The sequence below is a fragment of the Streptomyces sp. NBC_00154 genome (assembly GCF_026342835.1).
Taxonomy (GTDB): domain Bacteria; phylum Actinomycetota; class Actinomycetes; order Streptomycetales; family Streptomycetaceae; genus Streptomyces.
The window spans coordinates 728,340-751,646 of the sequence record NZ_JAPEMI010000002.1; the positions used below are offsets into that span (position 1 = coordinate 728,340).

Consider the following 23,307-nt stretch of genomic DNA (forward strand, 5'->3'; position numbering starts at 1 on the left):
CTCCGTTCCTGGCAGCGGCAGCGGCCGCGGCCTGTGGCGGTCAGGGGTTGGTGCTGCCGCAAGGTGACGCACGCTAGGGAAGTCGCATTAACAGACCATGAAGACTTGCCCGTTCCTCGCAGGAGTACGGGGTGCACGGCGCCGCTCACGCGCAGAGTTACCCTTCCGGGGTGCACATTCTGGTCGTCGAGGACGAGGTCCGGCTCGCCGGCCTGATCATTCAATACCTGGGCGAATCCGGGCATACCGCTGAGGCTCGTCACGACGGGCCGAGCGGGCTCGAGGCCGCCCGCGATCCGCGCGTGGACGCCGTGATCATGGACGTGATGCTGCCGGGCATGAATGGCATGGAGGCGTGCCGCACCCTGCGCCGGGAGGCCAACGACGTTCCCGTTGTGCTTCTGACCGCCCGCAGCGCGGTCGAGGAGCGTGTCGCGGGACTGGACGCCGGCGCTGACGACTACCTGGTCAAGCCCTTCGCCATGGAGGAGCTCAGCGCCCGGCTGCGCGCGGTTGCCCGCCGCCGGCCCGCCCTCAGTACCCGCCTCGAGGTCGGCGACCTGGTCCTCGACCCCGACGAGCAGCGCGCCTGGCGGGCTGGGGCCGAACTGGACCTGTCCCGGCGCGAGTTCGCCGTCCTGAAGATCCTCATGGAGAACCCCGGGTGGGTGGTCAGCCGGACACGCCTGCTTGAGGAGGCGTGGGACGGCGAGGCGGACCTGAACAGCAACTCCGTCGACGTCCACATCTCCAAGCTCCGCGCAAAGATCGACAAGCCCTTCGGCCGCAACAGCATCACCACCCTGCGCGGCACGGGCTACCGCCTGGAGACACAGATATGACACCGACGGCGGAGCGGGCGGCCAAGACCGTCGGCCACCCTCGGGGGCTGGGCCGCTGGCACCGCCTACCCATCGTGCTGCGCCTGGTCCTCGCCGTTGCCGTCACCATGTCCCTGGTCCTGAGTGGAGCGGCCGGCCTGGTGTACTGGCAGGTTCAGCAGGCCCTGGACGAACAGCTCGACGCGGACCTGGCCACCTACTCCCACGACCTGCGGGGCGACCTGCTTGCCGGCCGCCGGCTGAGCGGTCCGGACGGCAGCGCCTACCAGATCCTCACCCCCCAGGGACGGATCACCGAGGCCAGCGACCTCGTACGGACCCAGCACCTACTGAGGAGCGCGGACATCACCTCGGTCGCCGGTGGTGCAACCATCCGCCGCGACATCGGAGGCCTGGCCTCACTCGACCCGCACACGCTGCGGCTCAAGGCCCAGCGGGTCCGACTGCCCGACCGCACCGTGATCGCGGTCGCGGCCGTGCGCCGCGGTCACCGCGACGAGGCCCTGCGTGAACTGCTCGCCCAGCTCGCCATCGCCATGGGACTCACCCTGGTCGCCGCCTCCTACGTCGGCTACCGCACCGCCCGCGCCGCTCTGGATCCGGTGGAGCGCTACCGCCGCCGCGCCGCGAGCCTGGCCGACGGCACCTCCGGAGTACGGCTGCCCGTTCCCGAGGACCGCGACGACGAGCTCACCCGGCTCGGCCACACCCTCAACGAGATGCTCGAGCGCCTCGAAGCCGCTGCAGAACGCGAGCGCCGCTTCCTCGCGGACGCCAGCCACGAACTGCGCACCCCGCTGTCCCTGCTGCGCGCCGAACTCGATGTCGCCCTGCACCGGCCGCGCCCTGCCGCCGAACTCACCGAAACCCTCCGCTCGGTGGACAGCGAGGTCCAGCGCCTCATCGACCTGACCAACGCCCTGCTGGACCTGGAGCAGCTCGGCGGTACCGACCATCTCGCCCGCTCCCCGATCGACCTGCCCGAGCTGGTTGCCTCCGCGGTCGATCCCTACCGCGCAGTCGCTGCGCGGGAGCACCGCAGCATCAGCGTCGACGTGGCTCCCGGCACCGTCGACGTGGATGCCAACTGGATCCACCCGGCCATCGGCAACCTCATCGACAACGCCCTGCGCCACAGCCACGGCGACATCCACGTCACCGCAACTGCCAACGGGCGCTTGCGCCTGACCGTCACCGACGAGGGACCCGGCTTCCCGGCCGACTTCCTGCCCAAGGCCTTCGACCGCTTCGCGTGCGCCGAGGCCAGCCGCACCAGCCCCGGCTCGGGCCTCGGTCTCGCCTTCGTCGCCGCGGTAGCCGCCTCTCACGGCGGCACCGCGCGCGCCGAGAACACCGGACAGGGCGCCACCGTCAGCGTCGATATCCCCTGCTGACCGGGGTCCATGACGCCAGGTGGCATCGGGAGGAGAGGCAGGCCATGAAGGCCTCGTACACAGTGTGGCATCGGCCCTCCGGCAGCCGAGCGTGCCGCTCGCGGTGTCCGTGGCCAGGGTCTGGCTGGGCGACGGCCGGATCATGAGTGACTGGTTAGCGCGTGCGGGGCCCGGTGCCGACGGGCCAGTCCTTCTAGATGCCCGTGTGGCTATGCGGCGCCGGCGGCGTGCAGAAGGAGGTGGAGGTCGTGGGCGGCTTCGGCGCTGGACCATGCGGCGACGGCGAGGACCGCGACGGTGGCGAGGGTGAGTCCGCGGTGCAGGGTGAGCGGCGGGGCGAGGAGGGCCGCGACGCGGCGCGGCACCGGGCCGGCTCCAGCCAGCGGTCCCTTGTTGCGGCCGAGAATGCCGAGGGCCGCGCCGGGGGTGCGGGCGAGGGTGTGCCGGGCGGCCAGCGCGGCCTTGCCGACGGTGCGGGCGACGCGGGTGCGGTCGCCGGTGGCGTCGGCCGCGTTTTCGTCGGCCCAGCGCTCGATGGTGTAGGTGACCGCGGCGGCCAGCGGGCCGAGTAGTGGGTTGGCGGTGGCGCCCAGCTGGGCGAGGGCGACGAATAGGTAGTGGTACGCAGCTAGGTGGGCCCGCTCGTGGGCGAGCAGGATGGAGTGCTCCGCCTGGTCGAGGGTGTCGAGCATGCCGGTGGAGACGATGACGCGGCCGGGCAGGCCCGGCAGCGCGAAGGCGTCGGGGGCCTCGTCCTCGAGCACGACCAGGCCGTCGCGCGCGGGCATGCACGCCGCGTCGATGGCGGCCGCCGCGAGGGAGCGGGCGCGGCGCCAGAGCATCCGGGCCGCGGCGAGCACGGCGCCGCCGAGCAGCAGCCCGGCGATCAGTGCTACGGACAGTTCGGTGGGGTCTTGGCTCTGCGCGCGGTTCGCCGACCAGTCACCGAGGGCGGCAAGCAGTGGGATGCGGATCGCTGCGGTGGCCGCGAGCAGGGCCAGTGAGAGTGTGCTGGCCGCGCCGAGTCCCACCGAGGCGGCGGTCAGCAGCCAGGTGGCCAGGCGGGGTTCGCAGCGCTGGGTGAGCTGCCGAGCGCCGAGCGGGGCGAGCAGGGGTAGCAACAGCGGGAGATAGACGGCGATACGCATGCGCGACCGGGCTCCTACCGACCGGGGCCGGTGTTGGGGTCAAGGAGCTGGCGCAGCAGTTCCTCGTCTGTACTGGAGAGCTCGTCGATGAAACGGCTCAGAACGGCCTCGCGGTCTAGCCGCTCGTCGAGAACACCGCGCATACGGCGGGCGGCGAATCCGTCCTCGTCGGTGACCGGTGCATACGCAAAGGCCCTCCCGCGTGAGGTGCGGGTGAGCAGCTCCTTGGCATACATGCGCGTGAGGATTGTCACCACCGTGCTGTAGGTCAGCTCGCCACCAAGGCGCTCGGCGACTTCACCGGGGATCAGCGGTTCGCCCGCCTGCTGCAGCACGGCAAGGACCTCGGCGCCCCGCTCACCGTTGGCCCGCTTGGGAGGCCGTCCCCGGGCGTCAGCAGTCATGGGTTTTGCGTTCCCTCAATCGTCTTCTACAGTCGTGTAAAACTTCAGCGTCTACAGCCGTGTAGACGTTGTTGTGTTCCGAGTGTGCCATGCGCCCCCACGCGAAGCGCAACGGTCCAGGCCACGAAAGGGGCCCTGCCGAGTGAAGATCGCTTTCCTGATCCACAACGTTTACGGCATCGGCGGCACCATCCGCACCACGCTCAATCTTGCCTCGGCCCTCGCCGACCGCCATGAGGTGACGATCGTCTCGATGCTGCGCCACCGGACCAGCCCCCGGTTCACCATCGATGAGCGGATGACCCTGGTGCCGCTCGTCGACCTGCGCAAGGACGCCGCCGACACGGCCGACCCGCGGCTGCACCAGCCAGCAGAGTCCTTCCCCTCAGCGGAAAAGCGCCACAAGCAATACAGCCGCCTCACCGACCTGCGGGCTGAGGAGTACCTGCGCACCTGCGACGCCGACGTGATCATCGGAACCCGCCCTGGCATCAATGTCTACCTGGCGCGCTTCGCACCCCGCCACGCGCTGCGCATCGCCCAGGAACACCTCACCCACGACACGCACAGCACACGCCTGCGCAGCCAACTCGCCCGGCACTATCGCGGCCTGGACGCCGTGATCACCACCACCGAAGCGGACGCCACCGCCTACCGGACCAGGATGCGCCTGCCCGGCGTGCACATCCAGAACATTGCCAACAGCGTGCCCCAACCCCACGTGCCGCCCACCGGCGGCAGCACCCAGGTCATCGCCGCGGCCGGACGCCTGGTCCGCGCCAAGCGGTTCGACCTGCTCATCGAGGCCTTTGCCAAGGTCGCGGCCGAGCGCCCCGACTGGTCCCTGCGCATCTACGGCACCGGCACCGACAAGGACCGGCTTCAGGACCTCATCGACGACCGCGGCCTGGCCGGGCGGGCAAGCCTGATGGGCGCGACCGCACACATCGAGGCCGAGTTCGCCCAGGCATCCATCGTGGCGAGCGCCTCCGACGCCGAGTCTTTCGGCATGACCCTGGTCGAGGCAATGCGCTGCGGAGTCCCCGTGGTCAGCACCAACTGCCCGCTCGGCCCCGCCGAAATCATCCACGACGGCGTCGATGGCCTCCTGGTCCCGGTCGGCGACGCCCCGGCGCTCGCCGCGGCGCTGCTCGACCTCATCGACGACGAAGGCGCCCGCCGCCGCATGGGAGACGCCGCTCGGAGAGCCTCCAAGCGCTTCGACCCCGCGCCCATCGCCGCGACCTACGACGCACTGTTCACCGAGCTCGGCGCGACCCGCCGCTCCCGCGCCTGGCAGCGCGGACGCGGCAGGTGGCGCGCACGCATCGGCCGGTCCATGCGCCGCCTGCGCCAACCCCGCCACCCCTGAGCAACACCCCCGCCCCATCCGCCGCACCCAGAGACGGAACCCATGAGCGTCATAGGCATCGGCCAGGCCGCCGTACTCGGAGTCGTGGAAGGAATCACCGAATTCCTCCCGGTCTCCTCCACCGGCCACCTCAAGATCACTGAAGGGCTGATGGGCATCCCCGTCGACGACACCTCCGTCGTCGGCTTCACCGCCGTCATCCAGGTCGGCGCCATCGCCGCAGTACTCGTCTACTTCTTCAAAGACATCGTGCGCATCGTGAGCGCATGGGGCCGAGGGCTGACCGACAAGCGTGAGCGGTACCACCACGACTACAAATTCGCGTGGTGGGTCATCTACGCCACCATCCCGATCGTGATCGTCGGACTCGCGGCGAAACCGCTGGTGGAGGGGCCACTCGCGTCCCTGTGGGTCGTGGCGGGATCGCTGATCGTCGGCAGCGGGGTGATGTGGGCGGCCGACCAGATGGGACGCCACAAGCGCGGTGAGGACGACACCACGTTCAAGGACGCCATGCTGGTGGGCAGTTCGCAGATCCTGGCGCTGCTCTTCCCCGGCTTCTCCCGCTCGGGGGCAACCATGTCCACCGCGCTGATCCTCGACCTGGACCGGGTCGCCGCGACGCGACTCTCCTTCTTCCTTGGCATCCCCGCCCTGACGGGCGCGGGCCTGTACGAACTCAAGGACGCAGTCGGCGCCGGAGTGGGCGCCGCACCCCTCGTCGTCGGGACGGCCGTCTCCTTCGCCGTCGCCTACGCCTCCATCTCCTGGCTCCTCAAATTCGTCGCCCGACACTCCTTCAACGCCTTCGTTGTCTACCGCATCATCGTCGGCGTTCTGCTCCTCGCGCTGCTCGGGACCGGAGCGCTCCACGCGTGACCGTCGGCCGAAGCGTGTGGGGCGCGCGCCCGAGCGCCACGCCGGACACCGCCGCCCCACACACGTACCGCCCCCAGTTCCTGAAACTGGACCACGGGGGGCCACGACCCGGAGGACACCGCACATGAACGCGATCACCAACTGGCTCGGCGGCCTGTCCGGCCCACTGGTCTACGCGGTCGTCGGCGCCCTCGTGTTCGCGGAAGACGCGCTGTTCTTCGGCTTCGTCCTGCCCGGTGAGACAGCCGTCGTCCTGGGTGGCGTACTCGCCAACCCGGGACAGATCTCGGTCTATTGGCTCGCGCTGACGGTCGTACTTGCCGCCGTCGCCGGAGACACCGTGGGCTACATGATCGGCCACCACTTCGACCCAAGGATCTTGACGACACGAGCGCTGCGCCACCACGAGCAACGCATCGAGAAGGCACAGGACTTCATTCGTCGCCGGGGCCCAGAAGCAGTCTTCCTGGGCCGCTTCATCGCCTTCTTCCGCGCCATGATGCCCGCGCTCGCCGGCATCTCCCGCATCCACTACCGCCGCTTCCTGCTCTTCAACTCCCTCGGCGGCCTGGTCTGGGGAGTCGGCTTCACCCTGCTCGGCTACTTCGCAGGCTCCGCCTACCAGCGAGTCGAGGCGGTCGCCGGGCGCGTCGTCGCACTTGCTGTCGCGGTTCTTGTGGTGGGCGGACTCATCGCGTGGCACGTGCGGCGTCGCCGCCAGGCAGTTGGGCCGGGCCCGCAGGACCGGAACGACTGACGCCCCGATCCGTTGCGTCACCATGCAGTCGACCTCGAAAACCTCGCCGACGCCCTGCTCGCCGACCTCCTTCCGCCCGGCGGTGCCACCGACGACACCGCCCTGGTCATCGTGGGCCTATGACCCGGCCCGCCACGCCCGCAGCAGCGCGCTCAGTCGGACAACATCGACGCCTCAGCACGAGGCCGGCCGACCGGAGCGCCGACCAGCCGTCGGTCCGACGGCCGAGCCGACCGACCGCGGATGCCGTCCTGCCGGCGATCCGGGTCTACAACTTCGTGCGCTGATGGGGCCGTTCGCCAAGTTCTCGGGCCAGTACCCGTGGGAGTGGCAGCCGACCGAGGCGTCCCGGCCTTTGGTGCACACGTGTCAGGACGTGCCGCCGAGTTCGACATTCTTGGTCTCGACCGTCCCGGCAGTCCGCCCCGGCGCCGCCTGGTAGGTCCAGTACAGGTTCGTGTGCGCGATGACCTGGTCCGGCGGCGGTGCTCCCCATGCCGTCTGGTTCTCCGTCGTGTGGGCGTCGCTGACCAGGGTGACGTCGTACCCCCTGACGAATGCGCCGTGGAGCGTCGAGCGAATGCACGCGTCGGTCTGCGCACCGACGACGACGAGGCGCCCGGCCCCGAGGCGCGACAGGACGGTCTCGAGGGTGGTGTCCTCGAAGGAGTCGCCGTAGTTCTTCTCGACGAGCGGCTCGGCGTCGCCCGGAGTCAGCTCGGGGACGATCCGCCAGTCGTCGCTCCCCCTCACAAGCTGCTCGTCGGAGTGCTGGACCCAGACAACGGGTGTCCCTTCCCGCCGTGCCTTCTCAATGAGGTGGCCGACGTTCGCGACGACCGCGTCGCGCTCGTGAGCCCCCTCGACGACGCCGTTCTGCACGTCGACGACGACGAGTGCGGTGTTCGGCCGATTCTCGAGTGTGGTCATGGTCTCCCCTTACTCACGCTGGGTTCCTCTGTCCACGCACGGTAGACCCACCCACTGACAGTGGGCCGGAACGAACCTCGTACCCAGACCCACCCGTCCTTCGGCCGGCGTCCGACCGTTCTTCCGCTCCGCGGAGCGATCAGTCCCCGCACGTGCACCGGAACCGACTCACGCGGGTCATTCCGACAAGCCGTTGAACGAACCGCCGTGCAGCTCAACCAGCCCACGTGTCGTAATCCGGTTGAAGGTCAAAGGGGCCGTGGGTACTGTGCCCCGGGTGATGAGCCCTGAGTCAGACAGAACGGAGCCGCCGGTCGCTCGGCGGCGAGTTGTTCTCTGACCGGTAACCGATCGGTTCTCGGTCGATCTCGCTTCCAGCGACCGGACATTCGTTCCGTGTGTCTGGTCCAGTTTCGACTCTCGCCCTCAGTTCGCGGTTGACGTAGGTCGATGCCCGGCGCGCGGATGCCTCTGCCCGCGTAGCTCAACGCTGGAGTCGACCTCTTGCCACTGTTCGTCTACGTCCTCAGCCTTGCCGTTTTCGCGCAAGGAACCTCCGAATTCATGTTGGCCGGGCTCGTACCGGGCATCGCCCACGACATGTCCGTGTCGGTGGCGGCCGCCGCGAGCCTGACCTCCGCGTACGCCATCGGGATGATCGTGGGTGCGCCGGCCATGGCAGCACTGAGCGCCCGATGGCCACGGCGTCGAGCGCTGGCGGGCTTCCTGGCTGCGTTCATCGTTGTGCACGTGATCGGCGCGATCACGACGAGCTTCCCAGTGCTGTTCGGAACACGCATCGTCGCCGCCATCGTCAATGCCGGTTTCCTCGCGGTCGCGATGTCCGTCGCGACCACCCTGGCAGCTCCGGCGAAGCAAGCCAGAGCTACCGCAATCCTGCTGTCCGGGGTGACGCTGTCGTGCGTTGCCGGTGTGCCCGCGGGCGCGATGCTCGGCGATCGGTCCGGCTGGCGATCAGCGTTCTGGGCGGTCGCCGCCCTGTGCCTACCCGCACTGGCGCTCGTGTTCCGGTCGGCACCCGGCTCCGCGGCCCGTCACCACGACGTCTCGATCAGGCAGGAAGCGCGGGAACTGACGTCGCGACCCGTGCAGCTGGCACTGACTCTCGCAGCTCTGGTCAACGGGGCAACCTTCGCGACATTCGCCTACCTCGCCGTCATCGCAACAGACGTCGCTCACCTGCCTGACGGCGCGACTCCCGGGCTGCTCGCGGCGTTCGGTACGGGCGCGTTCGTCGGGGTCATCACAGCCGATCGTATCGGCGATGGACAGCTTCGGCGCGGACTGATCCTCGCCCTGTGCGCCCTGCCTGCCGGATGGGCGGTGCTGGCCGCGACCAGCACCCGGTCAGCCCCGTTGTTCATCGTGACGATCATCCAGGGCGGGCTGTCGTTCGGCATCGGATCGACGCTCGTCAACCGCGTCATGTTCGTCGCGTCCCGCGCCCCGTCACTGAGCGGGTCGTTCGCCACGGTCGCACTGAACGCCGGTGCGTTCCTCGGACCACTGCTCGCCGGCATCGCGACCGCAGCAACGCACGACTACCGAGACGTCGCGTGGGTCAGCGCCGTACTGGCCGCGACGGCGGCCGTCGTCATCTTCGCCTCCCGAAGGCGAGCCGTGCACGCAGACGCGAGGGAAGCCCGGTGACCCACCGCAACGCCCCGGTGACGCCCGAAGTCCGGCTCAGGTCGGTGACTCGCTGCCGGCAGCGCCCCACCGTGCATATCGTTGCCGAGGACGGCGTCTCCCGACAGCAGCACCTGATCCACTGCATCATCGAGCTGCGTGTGCGCAGCCGCTGGCCGGTGCGCACGATCGCCCCGGACGCAACGGCTCCAGGGTACCCATGAGGGCCGGGGCGACCGGTGCCGGCGCGGGCGGCGCCTCCGCCGCTCGCCCGGCAGGGACCTGCCGGCCAGGAAGCACGGGCTTCCCTCCCCGGGGCCACGGGGTGCGCGACTCGCTACGTCACACTGGTGGTCCCGTCACCGAAAGTACGAGCGAGGCGACCGATGGCTTTGCAGTTCAGCGCCACCAATCCCGAACACCCCGCGTTGCTTCTCGAGCTGCCCTGGCACCTGCCGCTCGAGGAGTGGCCGGAGAAGCACCTGGTGACGCTGCCGCGCGGCATCTCCCGCCACGTCGTGCGCTATGCACGAGCGGGGTCCGACGTGGTGGCCGTCAAGGAGCTCGCCGAACGGCCGGCGGTACGCGAGTACGAGCTGTTGCGCACCCTGGCCCGGCTCGGGATACCCGCGGTGGACCCACTCGCGGTGGTTACCGGGCGCACCGGCACCGACGGGGGACCGCTGGAGCCGGTGCTCATCACTCGTCATCTCAACGGGTCCCTGCCCTACCGCTCGATGTTCGAGACGACGATGCGCCCGACCACGGTGCACCGGCTCATGGACGCACTCGCCGCACTGCTGGTCCGGCTGCACCTGGCGGGTTTCGCCTGGGGCGACTGCTCCCTGTCCAACACACTCTTCCGCCGGGACGCCGGCGCCTATGCCGCCTACCTTGTAGATGCGGAGACCGGCGAGGTGCACAACCAACTCAGCACAGGACAGCGTGAATACGACATCGATCTGGCCCGGGTGAACATCAGCGGGGAGATGCTGGACCTGGAGGCCTCAGGTGCTCTCCACCCCTCGGTGGATCCGATCGCTTTCGGCGCTGAGATCTGCCAGCGTTACGAGGAGCTGTGGAGTGAGCTGACTCGTACCTCGGTCTATCCGGCCGGCAAGTACCACTACATCGAACGTCGCGTGCGCAGGCTCAACGACCTCGGCTTCGACGTCGCCGAGATGCAGATCGCCAACTCCCCGAACGGCGACACGATCACGTTCGTCCCCAAGGTTGTCGACGCAGGCCATCACCAACGCCAGCTGCTGCGCCTCACCGGGCTCGACGCCGAGGAGAACCAGGCCCGACGACTCCTCAACGACCTTGAGAGCTGGATGGCGACACAGGAGGACTACGCGCCCGGCGACCCGCTCGGCGCCCGGGCGGAGGTGCTTGCCCACCGCTGGGTCCGCGAGGTGTTCAGGCCCACGGTACGTGCCGTTCCGCAGGAACTCCGGAGTACCACGGACCCGGCCGAGCTCTACCACGAGCTCTTGGAACACCGGTGGTACATGTCCGAGCGCGCACAGCAGGACATCGGACTGGAGGCGGCCGTGGCGGACTACATCACCAGCGTTCTTCGTCGTCCCGGGACGGAAGTGCCGTCGGCGAGCGATTCCCCGTGATCCGCGCGACCCGGTAGACCGGGGGAAGGTACACGTTTCGCCCTCGCCGCCGACATCGGCCGCATTCCCTCGATGGTGGGAGAAGCTGTGCGGTGTGAAAGGTGAGCGGTTGCGATTCGACGGCTGGATCGCCGGCGTGGGGACGACCTCCGGAACTCGGCTGGTGGTGGGGCACTGGACCCGTTCACCCTTCGGGTCGTTCAGTGATGTGATGATCCAGCACCCAAACGGCGAGCGGTTGCTGCTGGCACCGTCCGCTGCCGTCGCTGACTTCGTCGCCACCACCTACCGCTTCGAGTGCGTCGAGGTCGTTCCCGTCACGGTCCGGCGGGGCGGATCCGAGTGGAGCATTCAGGCCGGCCCGCTGAGTCTGCACTTGAGTACCGGCTCCCGGACCCCGCTGGGGTGGCTGCTGCGCGCCGTGCCCACCCCGCTGGTCAGGAGCCGGCGCTGGGCGGCACTGTGCAACATCCCCGCGCGGCTGATGCCTGGCGTGCGCACCCTGGGCACTGCCGCCCGGGGGCGTCGGGAGTGGTACGGAGCCCACGACCTGTGGCCCATTCTCGCTGCGGACGCCGTGCTCGGCGGAGCTGGACTCGGGGCGCTGGCACCGCTCGATCCACCCGTGGAATTCGGGTTCGGTTCCGCGCCCCGCCGCCCGGCTCTCGTACGCGTCACGACGACGGTGGAGCTGGCAGCGGCACCGCCGTGATCGGTCTTCGCCCGTGGGGCGGCTCGCGGGTGAGGTTCGGCGACTGCCGGCACATGCCCCGACCGCAGTTGCCGTCGTGACGACGCACTCGTCGTCACGACGGAATGGACAGGGACGCTTCCCGCCGGCGGGGGCCCCGCGTCGCTCAACTACGGATGCGCTCGCCCCGATCACGTGCGCCGGTCGGCACACCTCCGTCGGGCCGGGGCATCGGGTGCGATTGCATGCGCCGAGGGTCGATCAGAAGCCGAAGACCGATCCCTCGGTCAGGCTCGCCTGCATCTCGCAGGCGTTGCTGAAGGTGGCCGACCAGGAGACGCTCCGGCCCTGCCACACACCGTTCGCGTTGATGACGACGGGATCCCACTCACGCGTGCAGCTTCGCTGAGGCGGCGTGGTCAGCTGGGTGAACTCCCCGTCGACCGCGAGCAGATCCGCACACGCCGCAGTGGGCGAGGGGTGAGTGCCGCTGGGGCGAGGGGCGCAGCTGAGGGTGACGGCCCGCTGGACGGTGACAGCGGCGCCGTTGCTCTTGCCGACCGACAGCACGAGGGCTGACGGGGCGTAGAGGCTGGTCGACTGCACGGGCTGGGCCTGCGCGACACCCACGGCGCCCATGCCCGTCATGATCAGTGCAGATGCCGTAGCGATTATGCTCAATTTGCCAATGTTGTAGCGCACTTGTGAATCTCCTTCGCTTGGGGGTGCGATTGCGTTCGGGAGTCTCGTGCATGCAGACAGTGAGTGCACATCGATCAGCTCTTTCCGGCCCGGCTCGCCGGCGGCGCATCAACCGAATGGTCGTTCGGCCAGCTCGGAAGCGGTGCGCGGGATCCGTGCGAGGTGTCCAGCATGTGGACGAAATCCTGTGGTACAACTGCGAACTACCGTCTGACCTGCTGCTTTTCTGAGGTGGTTCTTACGCGAAAGTTCACGCTTCGGCCGGAAAGCAGCGCATGAGACAGCTCCGCGGAGCTCCGCACAGGGGTGCGAGAGGGGGTGTGGCGGCGAGTCGCCGCTGGGACGGGCTGTCAGGTCCGTCGGCCGAGCAGGAACAGTTGAGGCTCGGGCACGCCGCCGGGGTACGACGGGGTGAACAGGGTGTTCTCCTCCCACAGGAGTGAGAATCCCGCTTCGATCACCAACTCGGTGAACGCTGCAGCAGCGAAGCTGGTCACCCGTACGTCCTGGCCCATGAACTCGACGTCGACGCCCTCCACGTCCAGCGGTACGGTCGCAATCATCAGTAGGCCGCCGCGGGTCACCACCTGCCCGAGCCGCCGGACGAGCTCGGACTGGTCGTTGCGTGACATCTGCAAGAGGGAGAAGTAGACACACGCCGCGTCGAAACTGCCGTTCTCCAGAGTGACATGGCGGATGTCGGCACACTCGAACGAGGCGTCGGGCACCTGTCGTCGCGCGAGTTCCACCATGACGGGCGAGACATCGACACCCAGCACCTCGTGGCCGGCCTCGGCCAGGATGTGCGCGGTCGGCCGTCCTGTCCCGCTGCCGACGTCCAATACCCGGCTGTGCGGCGCGAGCAGTTCCAACAGGCGCTGCAGCGAAGCATGGTGGGCTGCCGACTCGGCAAAAGCCCGCTCGTACTCGGCTCCCAGCGCGTCGAAAGCCGCTGAGGCCGGGAGACGCTTACGATCATGCATCGCGACTGAATCCTTCCGTGCCGACCGGCTCTGCGGAATCGTTGCATTGTTCACAGTGGCCTTCAACGTCTTCCTGCGGAAGCCTTCCTGGGCGTTGCGTGCCTCGACGAGACTGGCCGCATCGGGGTCGTGATCATCGACCTCACGAGCCCTCACAGGCCCGCCCCCGGTGATGAACGCGTCCATCGCGGGGCAGTGCCTTCCGGCCCGGTGACACCACCCCTCGGATCATTGCTGACAAAGGGGGAAGCCATGCCGGGCCCGAAGGCCGGAAGCCTCGTTGCGGAGCCGACGAAGACGGGTGCCGGTGAAGCCCTGACGTGCTCTGCGAGGCCCCGGTCACCCCATCGGACGCGTTTCGCACCCGACCGGACGCGCCACGGTGACAAGCTGCACCGGTGCTCGTTGGAGGGAGAGTTCGAGCCAGTGGCGCAAGCCGAATGCGCGCAGGCGGCTTCCGAGGAACGACCGGAGAACGTCATGACCACAGCACATGCCTCCCATCCCGACCACATGCATCAGCACGGCAAGGGCTGCGGCCACGTGGCCATCCCGCACGAGGACCACGTGGACTACGTGCACGACGGTCACCTCCATCGTGTTCACGACGGTCATGTGGACGAGTGTGAACCGGGCGCGCACACCGCTCACGGCGACCACGCGCACCAGCATGGCGACGGGTGCGGGCATGTCGCGGTGCCGCACGGGGACCACGTGGACTACGTGCACGACGGTCACCGGCACGTCGGTCATGACGGGCACTGGGACGACCACTGACACGTTGTGTGCAAGACGGGTGTCCCCCTGACGTCTCGGGGGACACCCGTCGCTTGCGTGCGTACCGTCCGGTGGCGGCGCCCCGACGTCCGTACGGTGGGGCAGGGGCCGGCTGCGGCGCCGACCAGTAGAGGCCTGCACCGGCGCACGGCCCGAGCCGCCGTCATCCGTCGTGTGGGTCAGGGTTCCGCGGGGACCAATCTGACCGGGGCGGTGCCCGGGGTGTTGTGTCTGTCCGCCCAGGTGGTCAGGGCAGTGAGGCACGCATGGTCCAGATGCCGCAGGCCCGACAGGTCGAGCTCGATCGGGCGGTCCTTCGGCAGCGCCTCCAGGGCGTCGAGTATCGCCGGCAGTCGGAGGAACGTCGCATTGCCCGTCAGCCGCGCGCGGATCACGCCGACTCCTCCGTCGGCGACATCGACCTGAAGGTGAGAGGTGTCCCACGCCGACTTCGCCACGGAGAGCGCAACACCGATCAGCACGCCTTCGAACATGTTCGCCACGACGATCATCCCAGCCGTGGCGACCACGATCACTGCCTCACCCCGGTGCGCACGCCACAGCACAATCAGCTCCTTGACAGGGACGAGCTTCGCGCCGGAGTAGACGAGGATGCCCGCGAGGCAGGACAGCGGAATCACACCGAGTGCCGACGGCAGCAGCGCGGCGAACAACAACAGCCATCCCCCGTGCAGCACTCTGGACGCCTTGCTCCGTGCGCCCGCCTGGACATTGGCCGCGCTGCGGACAATGACCGCGGTCAGGGGCAGCGAGCCGAGCGCGCCGCATACCGCGTTGCCGGCGCCCTGGGCAATGAGTTCCTTGTCGTAATCCGTGCGTGGTCCCGCGTGGAGGCGGTCCACCGCCGCCGCGCTGAACAGGCTTTCAGCCGATGCGATCAGGGCGAACGCGAGCACCGTTCCGAGGACGCCGAGCTGAGTCAACAGCCCGAATGCGTCCGCGCTCGGTGGCTGAACGGCGTCCAGCAGCCCCTGTACCTCGACCTTCGCGACAGGCGTGTCGCAGATCGCGGCGATACCGGAGGCGACAGCGACAGCGACCAGCGGAGCGGGCACGAGCCGCATCGATGGAGGGAGGTGCTTCCACCCGACCAGGACAGCGATCGTCCCGAGGCCCAGCCCGAGAGCCACCATCGACTGGGCGGAACCGAACACATCGGCCAGCAGGCCTGGCATACCGACGATCTTGGAAGGTCCGGTATCAGGCGCCTCGCGATCGGCCATGACGTACAACTGGCCGGCGATAAGCAGGAGTCCGATGCCGGCGAGCATGCCTTGGACGACGGCCACAGAGATGGCCCGGAACCAGCGGCCCAGTCTGAGTACGCCCATGAGGAGCTGAAGCAGGCCGGCGGCGAGGACGAGAACACCGAGGCCGGCGAGGCCGTGAGCCGTCACGGCTTCGTAGACCAGCACCGTCAGGCCGGCCGCCGGGCCGCTGACCTGGAGACTGCTCCCCGGCAGCAATCCGGTCACCAGCCCTCCCACGATTCCCGTGACCAGACCCAGCTCGGCCGGAACACCGGAGGCGACAGCCACCCCCACGCACAGCGGGAGCGCGACCAGGAACACCACCAGAGATGCGGCGAAGTCGTCTCTACCCCTTGCCCCGCACACACCCTCTTTGCCGCGCCAGAGGGCCTTCCCCCGCCGGCGTCGGCCGCTGGGGTCGTGGATGGTGCCCTTCACAGGGCGCGGATGGTGCCAGTGGCCCGCCGGTGGGCGAGCTCGGAGCCGACGTGGATCGCCTCGCATCTGTGAGGGATGGGGCTTGGGGCGGCGGCACTCCGGTGGCAGCTGCGGGCACGGTTGTTGAATGACTGCATGTCAGCTTGTCTCTCCTGCACGGTCATGCGAAGTACGGATGACGATCGGGTCCACAGGGTTGCGCTCGGGTTGACCGACCTGGCGTCAGTGGAGCAATGCCAGGAGCCGACGCTGCAGGTCGGACAGCAGGCCGTTCCGAGGCGGAGCGGACGCGGGATTCGGCTGTGGAGTGGTCGGGCTCGGGGCACAGGAACTCTGTTCTCGTTCCGAGGCCGCGAGTGCATGTGAACTGTCCGGCGACAACGGCGCCGCGGAGGGCTGGGCGGGCCGGCGAGCCGCTTCGGCGCGCACCAGTGCGCACACGGCCGCGAAGACATCTGCGGGCATGACGGGTTCTCCTGCGAGGTCACGTGACGTAGGTGTTGACGACGGCAGGCCGCACCTCGCGTGCCTCTCGCGGCAGAGCACGACGTGTACGAGAGATGTGCGGCCGGAGCCGATCAGCAGCGCAGCACGAGACCTGTTGGAGAATCAGCCGAGCCGGCTCTGCCCACAGGCGCCGGTGCGCAGGCACGGCGCCCAGTTGCTGTGGGCTCTGCGCCGAACGTGGGGTCGGTCGCCACCGCAGTAGCTGCAGATGGGGTGTGGCGCGGCTTGCCGAACGAGGTTGTTCCGGACCGCCACCTGTGGTCGTCGCTGTGACGGCTGGGAGCCGGGGGGCAGGACAGCTCTGATGACGCTGAGTCGATGACAGCGGCGCTGACCGTCTGACTTTCGTGAAGCGTACGGCTGCTGTGATCGAGGCCGATCTTGGAGACAGGTGCGGGGGCTGGGGTGAACACTCCGTGCATCAACGTCATCAACGCGATCAGCAGGGCTGTACACACGGCGCGGCGTACCGTCCGCTGTCGTGCACCGCCGCTGATGGGCGTCATGTTGAGTCCTCCCGTGATGCCTGATACCAGGGAACATCGACGAGGAGGCTGCGGCAGTCCGACCCCTCCGCGCGAGTGACAGGTTCACCCGCGTCACTCATTCATGGAACATTCGTTCGGTCGGCGTTCCGTCGTGGGTGTCAGCCCGGTTCGGGCAGCGGGGTTCCCGATACGGAGACTGCTCACCCCGCATACCGGCGACCGCGTCCGTCCGGCGGTTTCGCCAAGGTCGTCACCTGCAGTTGAACGAGGAGGCTCCACATGAGGCCAGGGTGCGTTGACGATCGCGCCCTTGCGCCGGGGGCTGAATTCCTGGTCCGTCGTTCAGCCCGCAGGCGGTGGGGGAGTCGGCGAGTGTGATCCGGAGGGGATGGCTCGCGCTGTCTGGCTCGGGATGGCGGCGGGTGTGCCGCTGTGGAGTGCTTGCCGGGTGATCCGGATGGCGTACGGCAGGGCGGCCCGGGTCAGTGCGTCCGCGCCGGCGGCCTGGGCTGCGGCCCCGATGAGGGGCTCCGCGCAGGCAGCGGCGCGCCGGAGAGCAGCAGGAGTGCACAGCCGGCTCGTGTACCGCAGAGCTGGGCGGAGCAGACTGGTGGCGGGAAGGTGGGGGAGCGCGAGGGTCAGGGTCCGGTCGTCCGCACCGGAGCGCGGCCAGGTCAGTTCGATGCGCATGAAATGGGCCTCCACTGGAGGTAGGCGGTCTGGCACCTGCGGAACACGTTGGGCTGCCACTGCACATGCCGAACAGCTCGGTCGATCAGGCGGAGCGCAGTGTGACGCGGGTCAGTCGACGGGCGCAGGGCGGCTCTGGGCCGGGCGGGCGCTCATGTCCTCAACTCCTCGCGGCCAGGACACGCGCGGGTGTCGGTCGGCGATCCGTGGCGGCGCGGCGGCGGGACCGGGCGGCTGGTCTTCCCGGGCTTGTCGCAGCCGGGAAGGGCCGGGCCCTTGGTGTTGAGGCGTCCACCGCCTGTTACCTCACTTGGCGGTAAGTGGATATGTCCAGGCTTGCCGTATTTGCGTGATCTTGTCAAGGTTGCTGAAAGGTGAGAGACGTCACGGCCGCGGGCCGTCCGTCTCACCTGCCCGACGGAGAGAGAGCGACCATGACTGACAGATCCCATGTGTCTGGCTCAGGGGACACGAAGGTGCAGCATCCCGTCCAGGTGGCACTGGCGCACCCCATGCAGCGGGTGATGACAGCAATGGACAGGGTCCCCGGGGCGGACCGGGTCAAGGGGATCGTCGACGGTGTTCTGGACTCCGTCGGGATCGTCTCGCCGCATGCTCGGCGTGTCGCGGCATATACCGGTGCCGGGCTGCTCGGTGTAGCCGGTGTGGTCGAGTGGCCGGTGGCCGTGACGGGCGCCGCGGTGGTGTGGCTCACGCAGCCGCGTCCGACGGAAACCGCGGAGGCCCAGGCCGCCGGCGAGGCCCGGGCGGAAGGTTCGCAGGTGAAGCAGGCCGCCCGGTCGGCCAAGGCGCAGACCACCACGAGAGCGGCGAAGACCCGCCCGGCCAAAAAGGCATCGGCCACTTCCGGAAAGGCCAAGACCCGCCCGGCCAAAGCATCGACCGCGTCGGGTACGGCGAAGACCCGCCCGGCCAAGGCGTCGACCGCCTCCGGGACGGCGAAGGCCCGCTCGTCCAAGCGCGCCGCCACGAGCGCCTCGGGCACCTCGCGCGCCAAGGCCGGTGGGCGGAAGAAGTCCTGAGGCCGCCTCCCATCCGCTGTTACGACCGTTCCGCGCCCGGCGTCTGTCACGGACCGTTCTGCTCCCGGCCCCGTGCGGCAAGCCCGCGAAGGTGAGACATGCTGCTCCGCTTGCTGACCGGGCTGCCCGCCGTGGCCCTCCAGACCGCCTTGGCTGTGCCGGTCCAGGCCACCCGTCGGATCGCCACGCCGACCGCAGGTGCGGCGCGGATGGCCGCTGAGCTCGTGAATGCCGGTGCGCGCGGCGCGGTGGACGGGGCGACGGCGGTGTCGGCGACCGCGCTGCGGGTCGGCAGGGCCGCCCGCAACGCGATCACTCCTCAGGTCGGATACTGGCGCGCCGGTTCACGGATGCACCTCGCACTGCAGCACCACCCGGACGCGACCGTTCGAACCGTGGAACGACTCGAGGCCACTGCCAGAAAAGTGGCCGTCGAGCTGGCCGAGCACCCTGACGTGCTGATCGCCTACTGGGACGGCGGCCTGGGGCGGCTGGTCGTGCAGACGACCGAGGACGCGGTCAGCGAGCAGGTGGCGGACACGGTGTCCGAACTGGCCGCCGAACAAGGGCTTGTGCACGTCGGCGATCAGATGCTGGAACACGTGCACCCGGGTGCCGCTGGGAGCGTGCGCGCCAACGCGGTCGCTCTGGCGTGCGACGTGGCGGGCATCGGCGTAGCACTCGCGGGACGGGCAGCCTTTCTGAGGCGCGCCCCGGAGGCCATGGTGGCCGCGGTCGTCGTGATGCGTGAGGACTCGCGGGTACGCGCGGTGCTGAGTCGTGCACTGGGCCCGGACGCATCCGATCTGGTGCTGGCCGCGGCCCATGCGGCCGTCTGCGGGATCGGGCAGTCGCCGAGTCCGCTGCTGCTCGACGCGGCACTGCGGAGTGCCCAGTTGGTGGAATCCCTGGCTCAGCTCGCGACGTTCGACGCCGTACACGACACGCTGTGCGCGCCGGATCGGCTGACTGTGGCCAACACCGACGTCGTACGTCCGCCGCTGCGTCCGAGCCCGGGTGAGGAATATGCCGCTGCTGCGGTCAACGGGATGCTGGGCGGCGCCGCCACCAAGCTCCTGTTCACCCGCAGCATCGACGAGGCGGCCGAGACCGTAATGGCCGGTTCCCCCAAGGCCGCACGTTACGGACCGGCGGCCTTCACCGCGGCTCTCGGCAGTGCCCTGGCACGCGAGGACGTGCTGGTCCGCGACCCCGAGCGGCTGCGCCAACTGGAGCTCGTGGACACCGTGGTCCTGCATCCCGCAGCACTGCGCAGCACTCGGCGCACCGTGCTCGAGGTCCACCCCAGCATGGCCGGCTGGGATCACCACCGGTTGTGGCAGGAAGCCACCGCGGCCGTGAGCGGGCCCGAGGACGCGACAACGCCGTCCGAGGTACCGTGCATCGGTCTTCGTCCGGTGCCTGATGAGACGGCGCTGGACGCGGGACTGATGGTCGCGTCGGTGCGCGGCAGGGACGTCGGCACCGTTCTGGTCGGCTGGGAGGTCGACCCCATGGCCGAAGCCGCGCTGGACGCAGCGCGCCGAGCCGGTCTGCACGTCGTGGTGGTGGACGACTGCTCGCTGGGCGAGTTCGGGACCCTGGCCGACCAACTCGCCTCTGCCGAGATCCCGTTGGCCGAGGTGGTGGCTGCCCTGCAGAACGAGGGCCGAACGGTTCTCACGGTGGCGCGCGTCCCGCACGACCGGGCGGCAGCCGAACGGGAGCTGACTGCCGCCGCCCACGACGTACTCGCTGGACTGCTCCGCAGTGACATCGCCGTCGCCGTCACCGACGAGCGCAGCGCTGTCGTCTGGGGCGCCGACCTTCTGCCTCTGCGCGGACTCGAGGGTGTATGGCGGCTGCTGTCAGCCGTACCCGCAGCGCGGGCGGTCAGCCGGCGTGCCAAGTTCTGCGCCGAGGCGGGCGCCACGCTCTCCGAGCTTCTGGTACTCACGCAGGGGGCTCGGTCGCAGCGGGTTCCCTTCCCCCTCGAAGTGCGGCTCAGTCCCGTCAATATCGCCGCTGCCGCGGCCCTGGTGATGGGCTGGTGCGCCGCACTCGGTGTAGCCGCCGGTACGAGCCCCCACCCCACGCCGCGAGTGCCCTGGCACGCGCTGCAGCCCGAGCAGGTCATGGCTCGGCTGGCGAAGGCATCGCGTGCCGCGCCCACCGCCGTGACGGTGGTACGGACCCGGGCCGGTGACCTCGCGGGCGCCGCTGCCACGCACCCGGCCTTCGCGCCTGCACGGGTGAGCGCACGTCTGGCCGGCGCCGTGTGGGCCGAACTGGACGACCCGTTCACCCCGGTCCTGGTGGTCGGTGCCACCGCGCAGGCACTGCTGGGCTCCGCGGTGGACGCGTTCCTGGTCATCGCCGCCGTGGCGGTGAACGCCTTGGTCGGCGGCGTCCAGCGATTGCGCGCGGAGCGTGCACTGTCCGCACTGGTGACCGGGCAGCGGCAAAACGCCCGGCGACTCGCTCACCCGTCAGCAGAGGAAGCATCCGTCGTCGAGGCCGCGCGACTGGCGCCCGGCGACGTGATCGAGCTGCGCACCAACGATGTGGTGCCGGCCGACGCGCGGCTGCTGGAGGTCAGTGGCTTCGAGGTGGACGAGTCCTCGCTGACGGGCGAGTCACTGCCCACCCGCAAACAAGTGGCCGCCGTACCACAGGCGCCCGTCGCCGACCGCAGATGCATGGTGTTCGAAGGTACCACGGTGGTGGCCGGCCATGCCCGGGCGGTGGTGGTGGCCACGGGCGACCAGACCGAAGCCGGCCGCGCGGCGTCCCTCGCCGCCCGGGTCCCCACCTCGGCGGGGGTTCAGGCACGACTGCACCGGCTGACCCGCCGGGTGCTTCCCCTCACCCTCGCAGGCGGCGCCGCGGTGGCCGGCCTGTCCCTGCTGCGCGGCCGCCCGGTGCGCACAGCCCTCCAGGGTGGACTGGCAGTCGCAGTGGCCGCCGTGCCCGAGGGCATGCCTCTGGTCGCGACCGTGGCGCAGATGGCCGCGGCACGGCGGCTGAGCAAGCTCGGCGTCCTGGTACGCACACCACGCAGCCTGGAGGCACTCGGACGCGTGGACACCATGTGCTTCGACAAGACCGGGACCCTCACCGAGAACCGGTTGCGGGTCGTCCGCCTGATCACCGGCACAGGCGCCGAGCAGCCGGCCAACACCCCAGAGACGAAACAGATCCTCCGCATTGCCGCCCGGGCCTGCCCCCGTGTCGCCGAGCAGCCGGGCGCCCACGCGCATGCCACCGACGAGGCGGTCCTGGTGGCGGCCCCGCCCGAGACAGGGTGGACCACCGTACAGGCCCAGCCCTTCGAGGCGAGCCGGGGATACGCCGCCGCCACCGGAAGAGACGCGGACGGCTCGAACTTGCTGGTCGTCAAGGGCGCGCCGGAAGTCGTGCTGCCCTGCTGCCCGGATACGGATCCGGCAGCCGTCGAAGAGGCACTCTCCCTCGCCGGCCAGGGCCTGCGGCTCCTGGCCGTCGCCCAGCGCCGTCTCGCGACGGACGACGAGGCGAGGGAAGCGCTGGACAAGCCCCTCGAACTGCTGGAGCTCATCGGGTTCGTGGCTCTGGCCGACACCGCCCGTCCCAGCTCCGCCCCGCTCGTGGCCGGTCTCGGAGAGGTCGGCGTGCGCCCCGTCATGCTCACCGGCGACCACCCGCAGACCGCCCGCTCCGTGGCCATCGCCCTGGGCTGGCCCGCGGATGTCACGGTCGTCACCGGCAACGAGTTGGCTTCACTGGACCGGGCGGGACGGGCCCGCCTGCTCCGGGACTGCGGCGTTGTGGCCCGCGTCGCACCCGAGCAGAAGCTCCAGGTCGTCGAGGCACTCCGGGAGGCGGGTTGCGTCGTGGGCATGGTGGGGGACGGCGCCAACGACGCCGCCGCAATCCGCGCCGCCGATGTCGGGGTCGGTATCGCCGCACGCGGATCGGCAGCCGCACGCAACGCCGCAGACCTCGTGATCACCAACGACGAACTGTCGGTCCTCATCGACGCCATCGGCGAAGGCCGAGCCCTTTGGCGCAGCGTGGCCGACGCGATCAGCATCCTGCTCGGCGGAAACGCCGGCGAGGTCGGCTTCTCCGTACTGGGCACACTGCTGTCCGGCACGTCGCCGCTGTCGACACGTCAGCTGCTGCTGGTCAACCTGCTCACCGACATGTTCCCGGCGATGGCGGTCGCGGTCACCCCCCACGACCCGGAACCCGCCGGTGAGCCCACCGCAGTGGAGACCGTGCCCGTGGGCATCGCCGTCCTCGGGCAACCGCTGACACGTCAGATCCGCCATCGTGGCCTGATCACCGGTATCGGCGCGGCCACCGCGTGGCTCATCGGCACCCTCACCCCCGGCACGGCACGACGCACCAGCACGATGGCCCTGTGCGGTGTGGTCGGCGCTCAACTCACGCAGACCGTCGTCGGACGCCGCCACAGCCCGCTGGTCCTGGCCACGGTCCTCGGCACCGCCGCCGTGCTCATCGCCCTCGTCCAGACACCCGTCGTCAGCCACTTCTTCGGGTGCACGCCGCTGGGCCCACTGGCCTGGACCGGAGTGGCCGTCGCCGTCGGTACCGCCTCCCTCGGTCCCCGCGTACTGCCACAGGCCGAACAGATGCTGGCCGACCTCACCTCACGACTGCGTCCCGTGGTCCGGTTCGTCCACTGACGCCCTGCGCGCGGAAACACTGCGC

The 23,307-nt window shown here is 69.7% G+C and carries 18 protein-coding genes; 11 read left to right on the forward strand and 7 right to left on the reverse strand.

Translation table 11 applies throughout. From position 1 onward, the window contains the following. The first annotated feature begins 170 nt into the window (after positions 1-170). On the forward strand, positions 171-842 hold the full coding sequence (locus OHA03_RS39700; protein ID WP_267008835.1) for a response regulator transcription factor: 672 nt from the start codon (positions 171-173) through the stop codon (positions 840-842). Beyond that, positions 839-2,236, forward strand: a complete 1,398-nt coding sequence (locus OHA03_RS39705; protein WP_267008836.1) for an ATP-binding protein — start codon at positions 839-841, stop codon at positions 2,234-2,236. The genes OHA03_RS39700 and OHA03_RS39705 overlap by 4 nt, the downstream gene beginning before the upstream one ends. 209 nt (positions 2,237-2,445) lie before the next feature. Here OHA03_RS39705 and OHA03_RS39710 read toward each other — a convergent pair whose 3' ends face one another. Together OHA03_RS39710 and OHA03_RS39715 are read right to left on the reverse strand one after the other, a co-directional pair. Beyond that, positions 2,446-3,384: a M56 family metallopeptidase gene (locus tag OHA03_RS39710; RefSeq protein WP_267008837.1), complete on the reverse strand. Its 939-nt coding sequence runs from the start codon at positions 3,382-3,384 to the stop codon at positions 2,446-2,448. A 14-nt stretch (positions 3,385-3,398) separates the two neighbouring features. Then, complete coding sequence (locus OHA03_RS39715; RefSeq protein WP_267008838.1) at positions 3,399-3,788, reverse strand: BlaI/MecI/CopY family transcriptional regulator; 390 nt, start codon at positions 3,786-3,788, stop codon at positions 3,399-3,401. 142 nt (positions 3,789-3,930) lie between these two features. Between OHA03_RS39715 and OHA03_RS39720 the strand changes: the two genes are divergently transcribed. The 3 genes from OHA03_RS39720 (at position 3,931) to OHA03_RS39730 (ending at position 6,796) form a co-directional block, all read left to right on the forward strand. Next, a complete protein-coding gene (locus OHA03_RS39720; protein WP_267008839.1) occupies positions 3,931-5,160 on the forward strand; it encodes a glycosyltransferase family 4 protein in 1,230 nt (409 codons plus the stop codon). A gap of 42 nt (positions 5,161-5,202) precedes the next feature. Then, positions 5,203-6,039, forward strand: coding sequence for an undecaprenyl-diphosphate phosphatase (locus OHA03_RS39725; protein WP_267008840.1), 837 nt, complete (start codon positions 5,203-5,205; stop codon positions 6,037-6,039). Positions 6,040-6,163: 124 nt separating this feature from the next. Further along, complete coding sequence (locus tag OHA03_RS39730) at positions 6,164-6,796, forward strand: DedA family protein (protein ID WP_267008841.1); 633 nt, start codon at positions 6,164-6,166, stop codon at positions 6,794-6,796. Between the two features lie 369 nt (positions 6,797-7,165). Here the strand turns inward: OHA03_RS39730 and OHA03_RS39735 are convergent, their stop codons facing one another. Then, positions 7,166-7,726: an isochorismatase family protein gene (locus OHA03_RS39735; RefSeq protein WP_267008842.1), complete on the reverse strand. Its 561-nt coding sequence runs from the start codon at positions 7,724-7,726 to the stop codon at positions 7,166-7,168. Positions 7,727-8,230: 504 nt separating this feature from the next. On the opposite strand from OHA03_RS39735, the gene OHA03_RS39740 reads away from it, so the two are divergent. From OHA03_RS39740 to OHA03_RS39750, 3 genes are all read left to right on the forward strand, one after another. Next, positions 8,231-9,397, forward strand: coding sequence for a Cmx/CmrA family chloramphenicol efflux MFS transporter (locus OHA03_RS39740; protein ID WP_267008843.1), 1,167 nt, complete (start codon positions 8,231-8,233; stop codon positions 9,395-9,397). A 365-nt stretch (positions 9,398-9,762) separates the two neighbouring features. Then, positions 9,763-11,001, forward strand: a complete 1,239-nt coding sequence (locus OHA03_RS39745) for a DUF4032 domain-containing protein (RefSeq protein ID WP_267008844.1) — start codon at positions 9,763-9,765, stop codon at positions 10,999-11,001. 94 nt (positions 11,002-11,095) lie between these two features. Next, positions 11,096-11,713 carry a hypothetical protein gene (locus OHA03_RS39750; protein WP_267008845.1) on the forward strand — a complete coding sequence of 206 codons (618 nt, stop codon included), beginning with the start codon at positions 11,096-11,098 and terminating at the stop codon, positions 11,711-11,713. 240 nt (positions 11,714-11,953) lie between these two features. Here OHA03_RS39750 and OHA03_RS39755 read toward each other — a convergent pair whose 3' ends face one another. Both OHA03_RS39755 and OHA03_RS39760 read right to left on the reverse strand, forming a co-directional pair. After that, entirely contained in the window at positions 11,954-12,373 is a 420-nt protein-coding gene (locus tag OHA03_RS39755; RefSeq protein WP_323181368.1) for a subtilase-type protease inhibitor, read from the reverse strand. Positions 12,374-12,744: 371 nt separating this feature from the next. After that, on the reverse strand, positions 12,745-13,377 hold the full coding sequence (locus OHA03_RS39760) for a class I SAM-dependent methyltransferase (RefSeq protein ID WP_267008846.1): 633 nt from the start codon (positions 13,375-13,377) through the stop codon (positions 12,745-12,747). 480 nt (positions 13,378-13,857) lie between these two features. On the opposite strand from OHA03_RS39760, the gene OHA03_RS39765 reads away from it, so the two are divergent. Continuing rightward, positions 13,858-14,154 (forward strand): hypothetical protein, encoded by a 297-nt coding sequence (locus OHA03_RS39765; protein WP_267008847.1) that lies wholly within the window; start codon positions 13,858-13,860, stop codon positions 14,152-14,154. A gap of 179 nt (positions 14,155-14,333) precedes the next feature. Here the strand turns inward: OHA03_RS39765 and OHA03_RS39770 are convergent, their stop codons facing one another. Next, the gene (locus OHA03_RS39770; RefSeq protein WP_267009639.1) at positions 14,334-15,791 is read right to left on the reverse strand and encodes a SulP family inorganic anion transporter; all 1,458 of its coding nucleotides are present in this window, start codon (positions 15,789-15,791) and stop codon (positions 14,334-14,336) included. A 1,409-nt stretch (positions 15,792-17,200) separates the two neighbouring features. Next, complete coding sequence (locus OHA03_RS39775; RefSeq protein ID WP_267008848.1) at positions 17,201-17,548, reverse strand: hypothetical protein; 348 nt, start codon at positions 17,546-17,548, stop codon at positions 17,201-17,203. 434 nt (positions 17,549-17,982) lie between these two features. On the opposite strand from OHA03_RS39775, the gene OHA03_RS39780 reads away from it, so the two are divergent. Together OHA03_RS39780 and OHA03_RS39785 are read left to right on the forward strand one after the other, a co-directional pair. Beyond that, positions 17,983-18,591, forward strand: coding sequence for a hypothetical protein (locus OHA03_RS39780; RefSeq protein ID WP_267008849.1), 609 nt, complete (start codon positions 17,983-17,985; stop codon positions 18,589-18,591). 98 nt (positions 18,592-18,689) lie between these two features. Continuing rightward, positions 18,690-23,282 carry a cation-translocating P-type ATPase gene (locus tag OHA03_RS39785; protein ID WP_267008850.1) on the forward strand — a complete coding sequence of 1,531 codons (4,593 nt, stop codon included), beginning with the start codon at positions 18,690-18,692 and terminating at the stop codon, positions 23,280-23,282. Positions 23,283-23,307: the final 25 nt, after the last annotated feature.

Bases quoted from the DNA above. Each gene is read 5' to 3' on its own strand.
- OHA03_RS39760 (WP_267008846.1), bottom strand. From the start codon at position 13,377: ATGCATGATCGTAAGCGTCTCCCGGCCTCAGCGGCTTTCGACGCGCTG.
- OHA03_RS39765 (WP_267008847.1), top strand. From the start codon at position 13,858: ATGACCACAGCACATGCCTCCCATCCCGACCACATGCATCAGCACGGC.
- OHA03_RS39725 (WP_267008840.1), top strand. From the start codon at position 5,203: ATGAGCGTCATAGGCATCGGCCAGGCCGCCGTACTCGGAGTCGTGGAA.
- OHA03_RS39735 (WP_267008842.1), bottom strand. From the start codon at position 7,726: ATGACCACACTCGAGAATCGGCCGAACACCGCACTCGTCGTCGTCGAC.
- OHA03_RS39730 (WP_267008841.1), top strand. From the start codon at position 6,164: ATGAACGCGATCACCAACTGGCTCGGCGGCCTGTCCGGCCCACTGGTC.
- OHA03_RS39715 (WP_267008838.1), bottom strand. From the start codon at position 3,788: ATGACTGCTGACGCCCGGGGACGGCCTCCCAAGCGGGCCAACGGTGAG.
- OHA03_RS39705 (WP_267008836.1), top strand. From the start codon at position 839: ATGACACCGACGGCGGAGCGGGCGGCCAAGACCGTCGGCCACCCTCGG.
- OHA03_RS39785 (WP_267008850.1), top strand. From the start codon at position 18,690: ATGCTGCTCCGCTTGCTGACCGGGCTGCCCGCCGTGGCCCTCCAGACC.
- OHA03_RS39775 (WP_267008848.1), bottom strand. From the start codon at position 17,548: ATGCGCATCGAACTGACCTGGCCGCGCTCCGGTGCGGACGACCGGACC.
- OHA03_RS39780 (WP_267008849.1), top strand. From the start codon at position 17,983: ATGACTGACAGATCCCATGTGTCTGGCTCAGGGGACACGAAGGTGCAG.
- OHA03_RS39745 (WP_267008844.1), top strand. From the start codon at position 9,763: ATGGCTTTGCAGTTCAGCGCCACCAATCCCGAACACCCCGCGTTGCTT.
- OHA03_RS39710 (WP_267008837.1), bottom strand. From the start codon at position 3,384: ATGCGTATCGCCGTCTATCTCCCGCTGTTGCTACCCCTGCTCGCCCCG.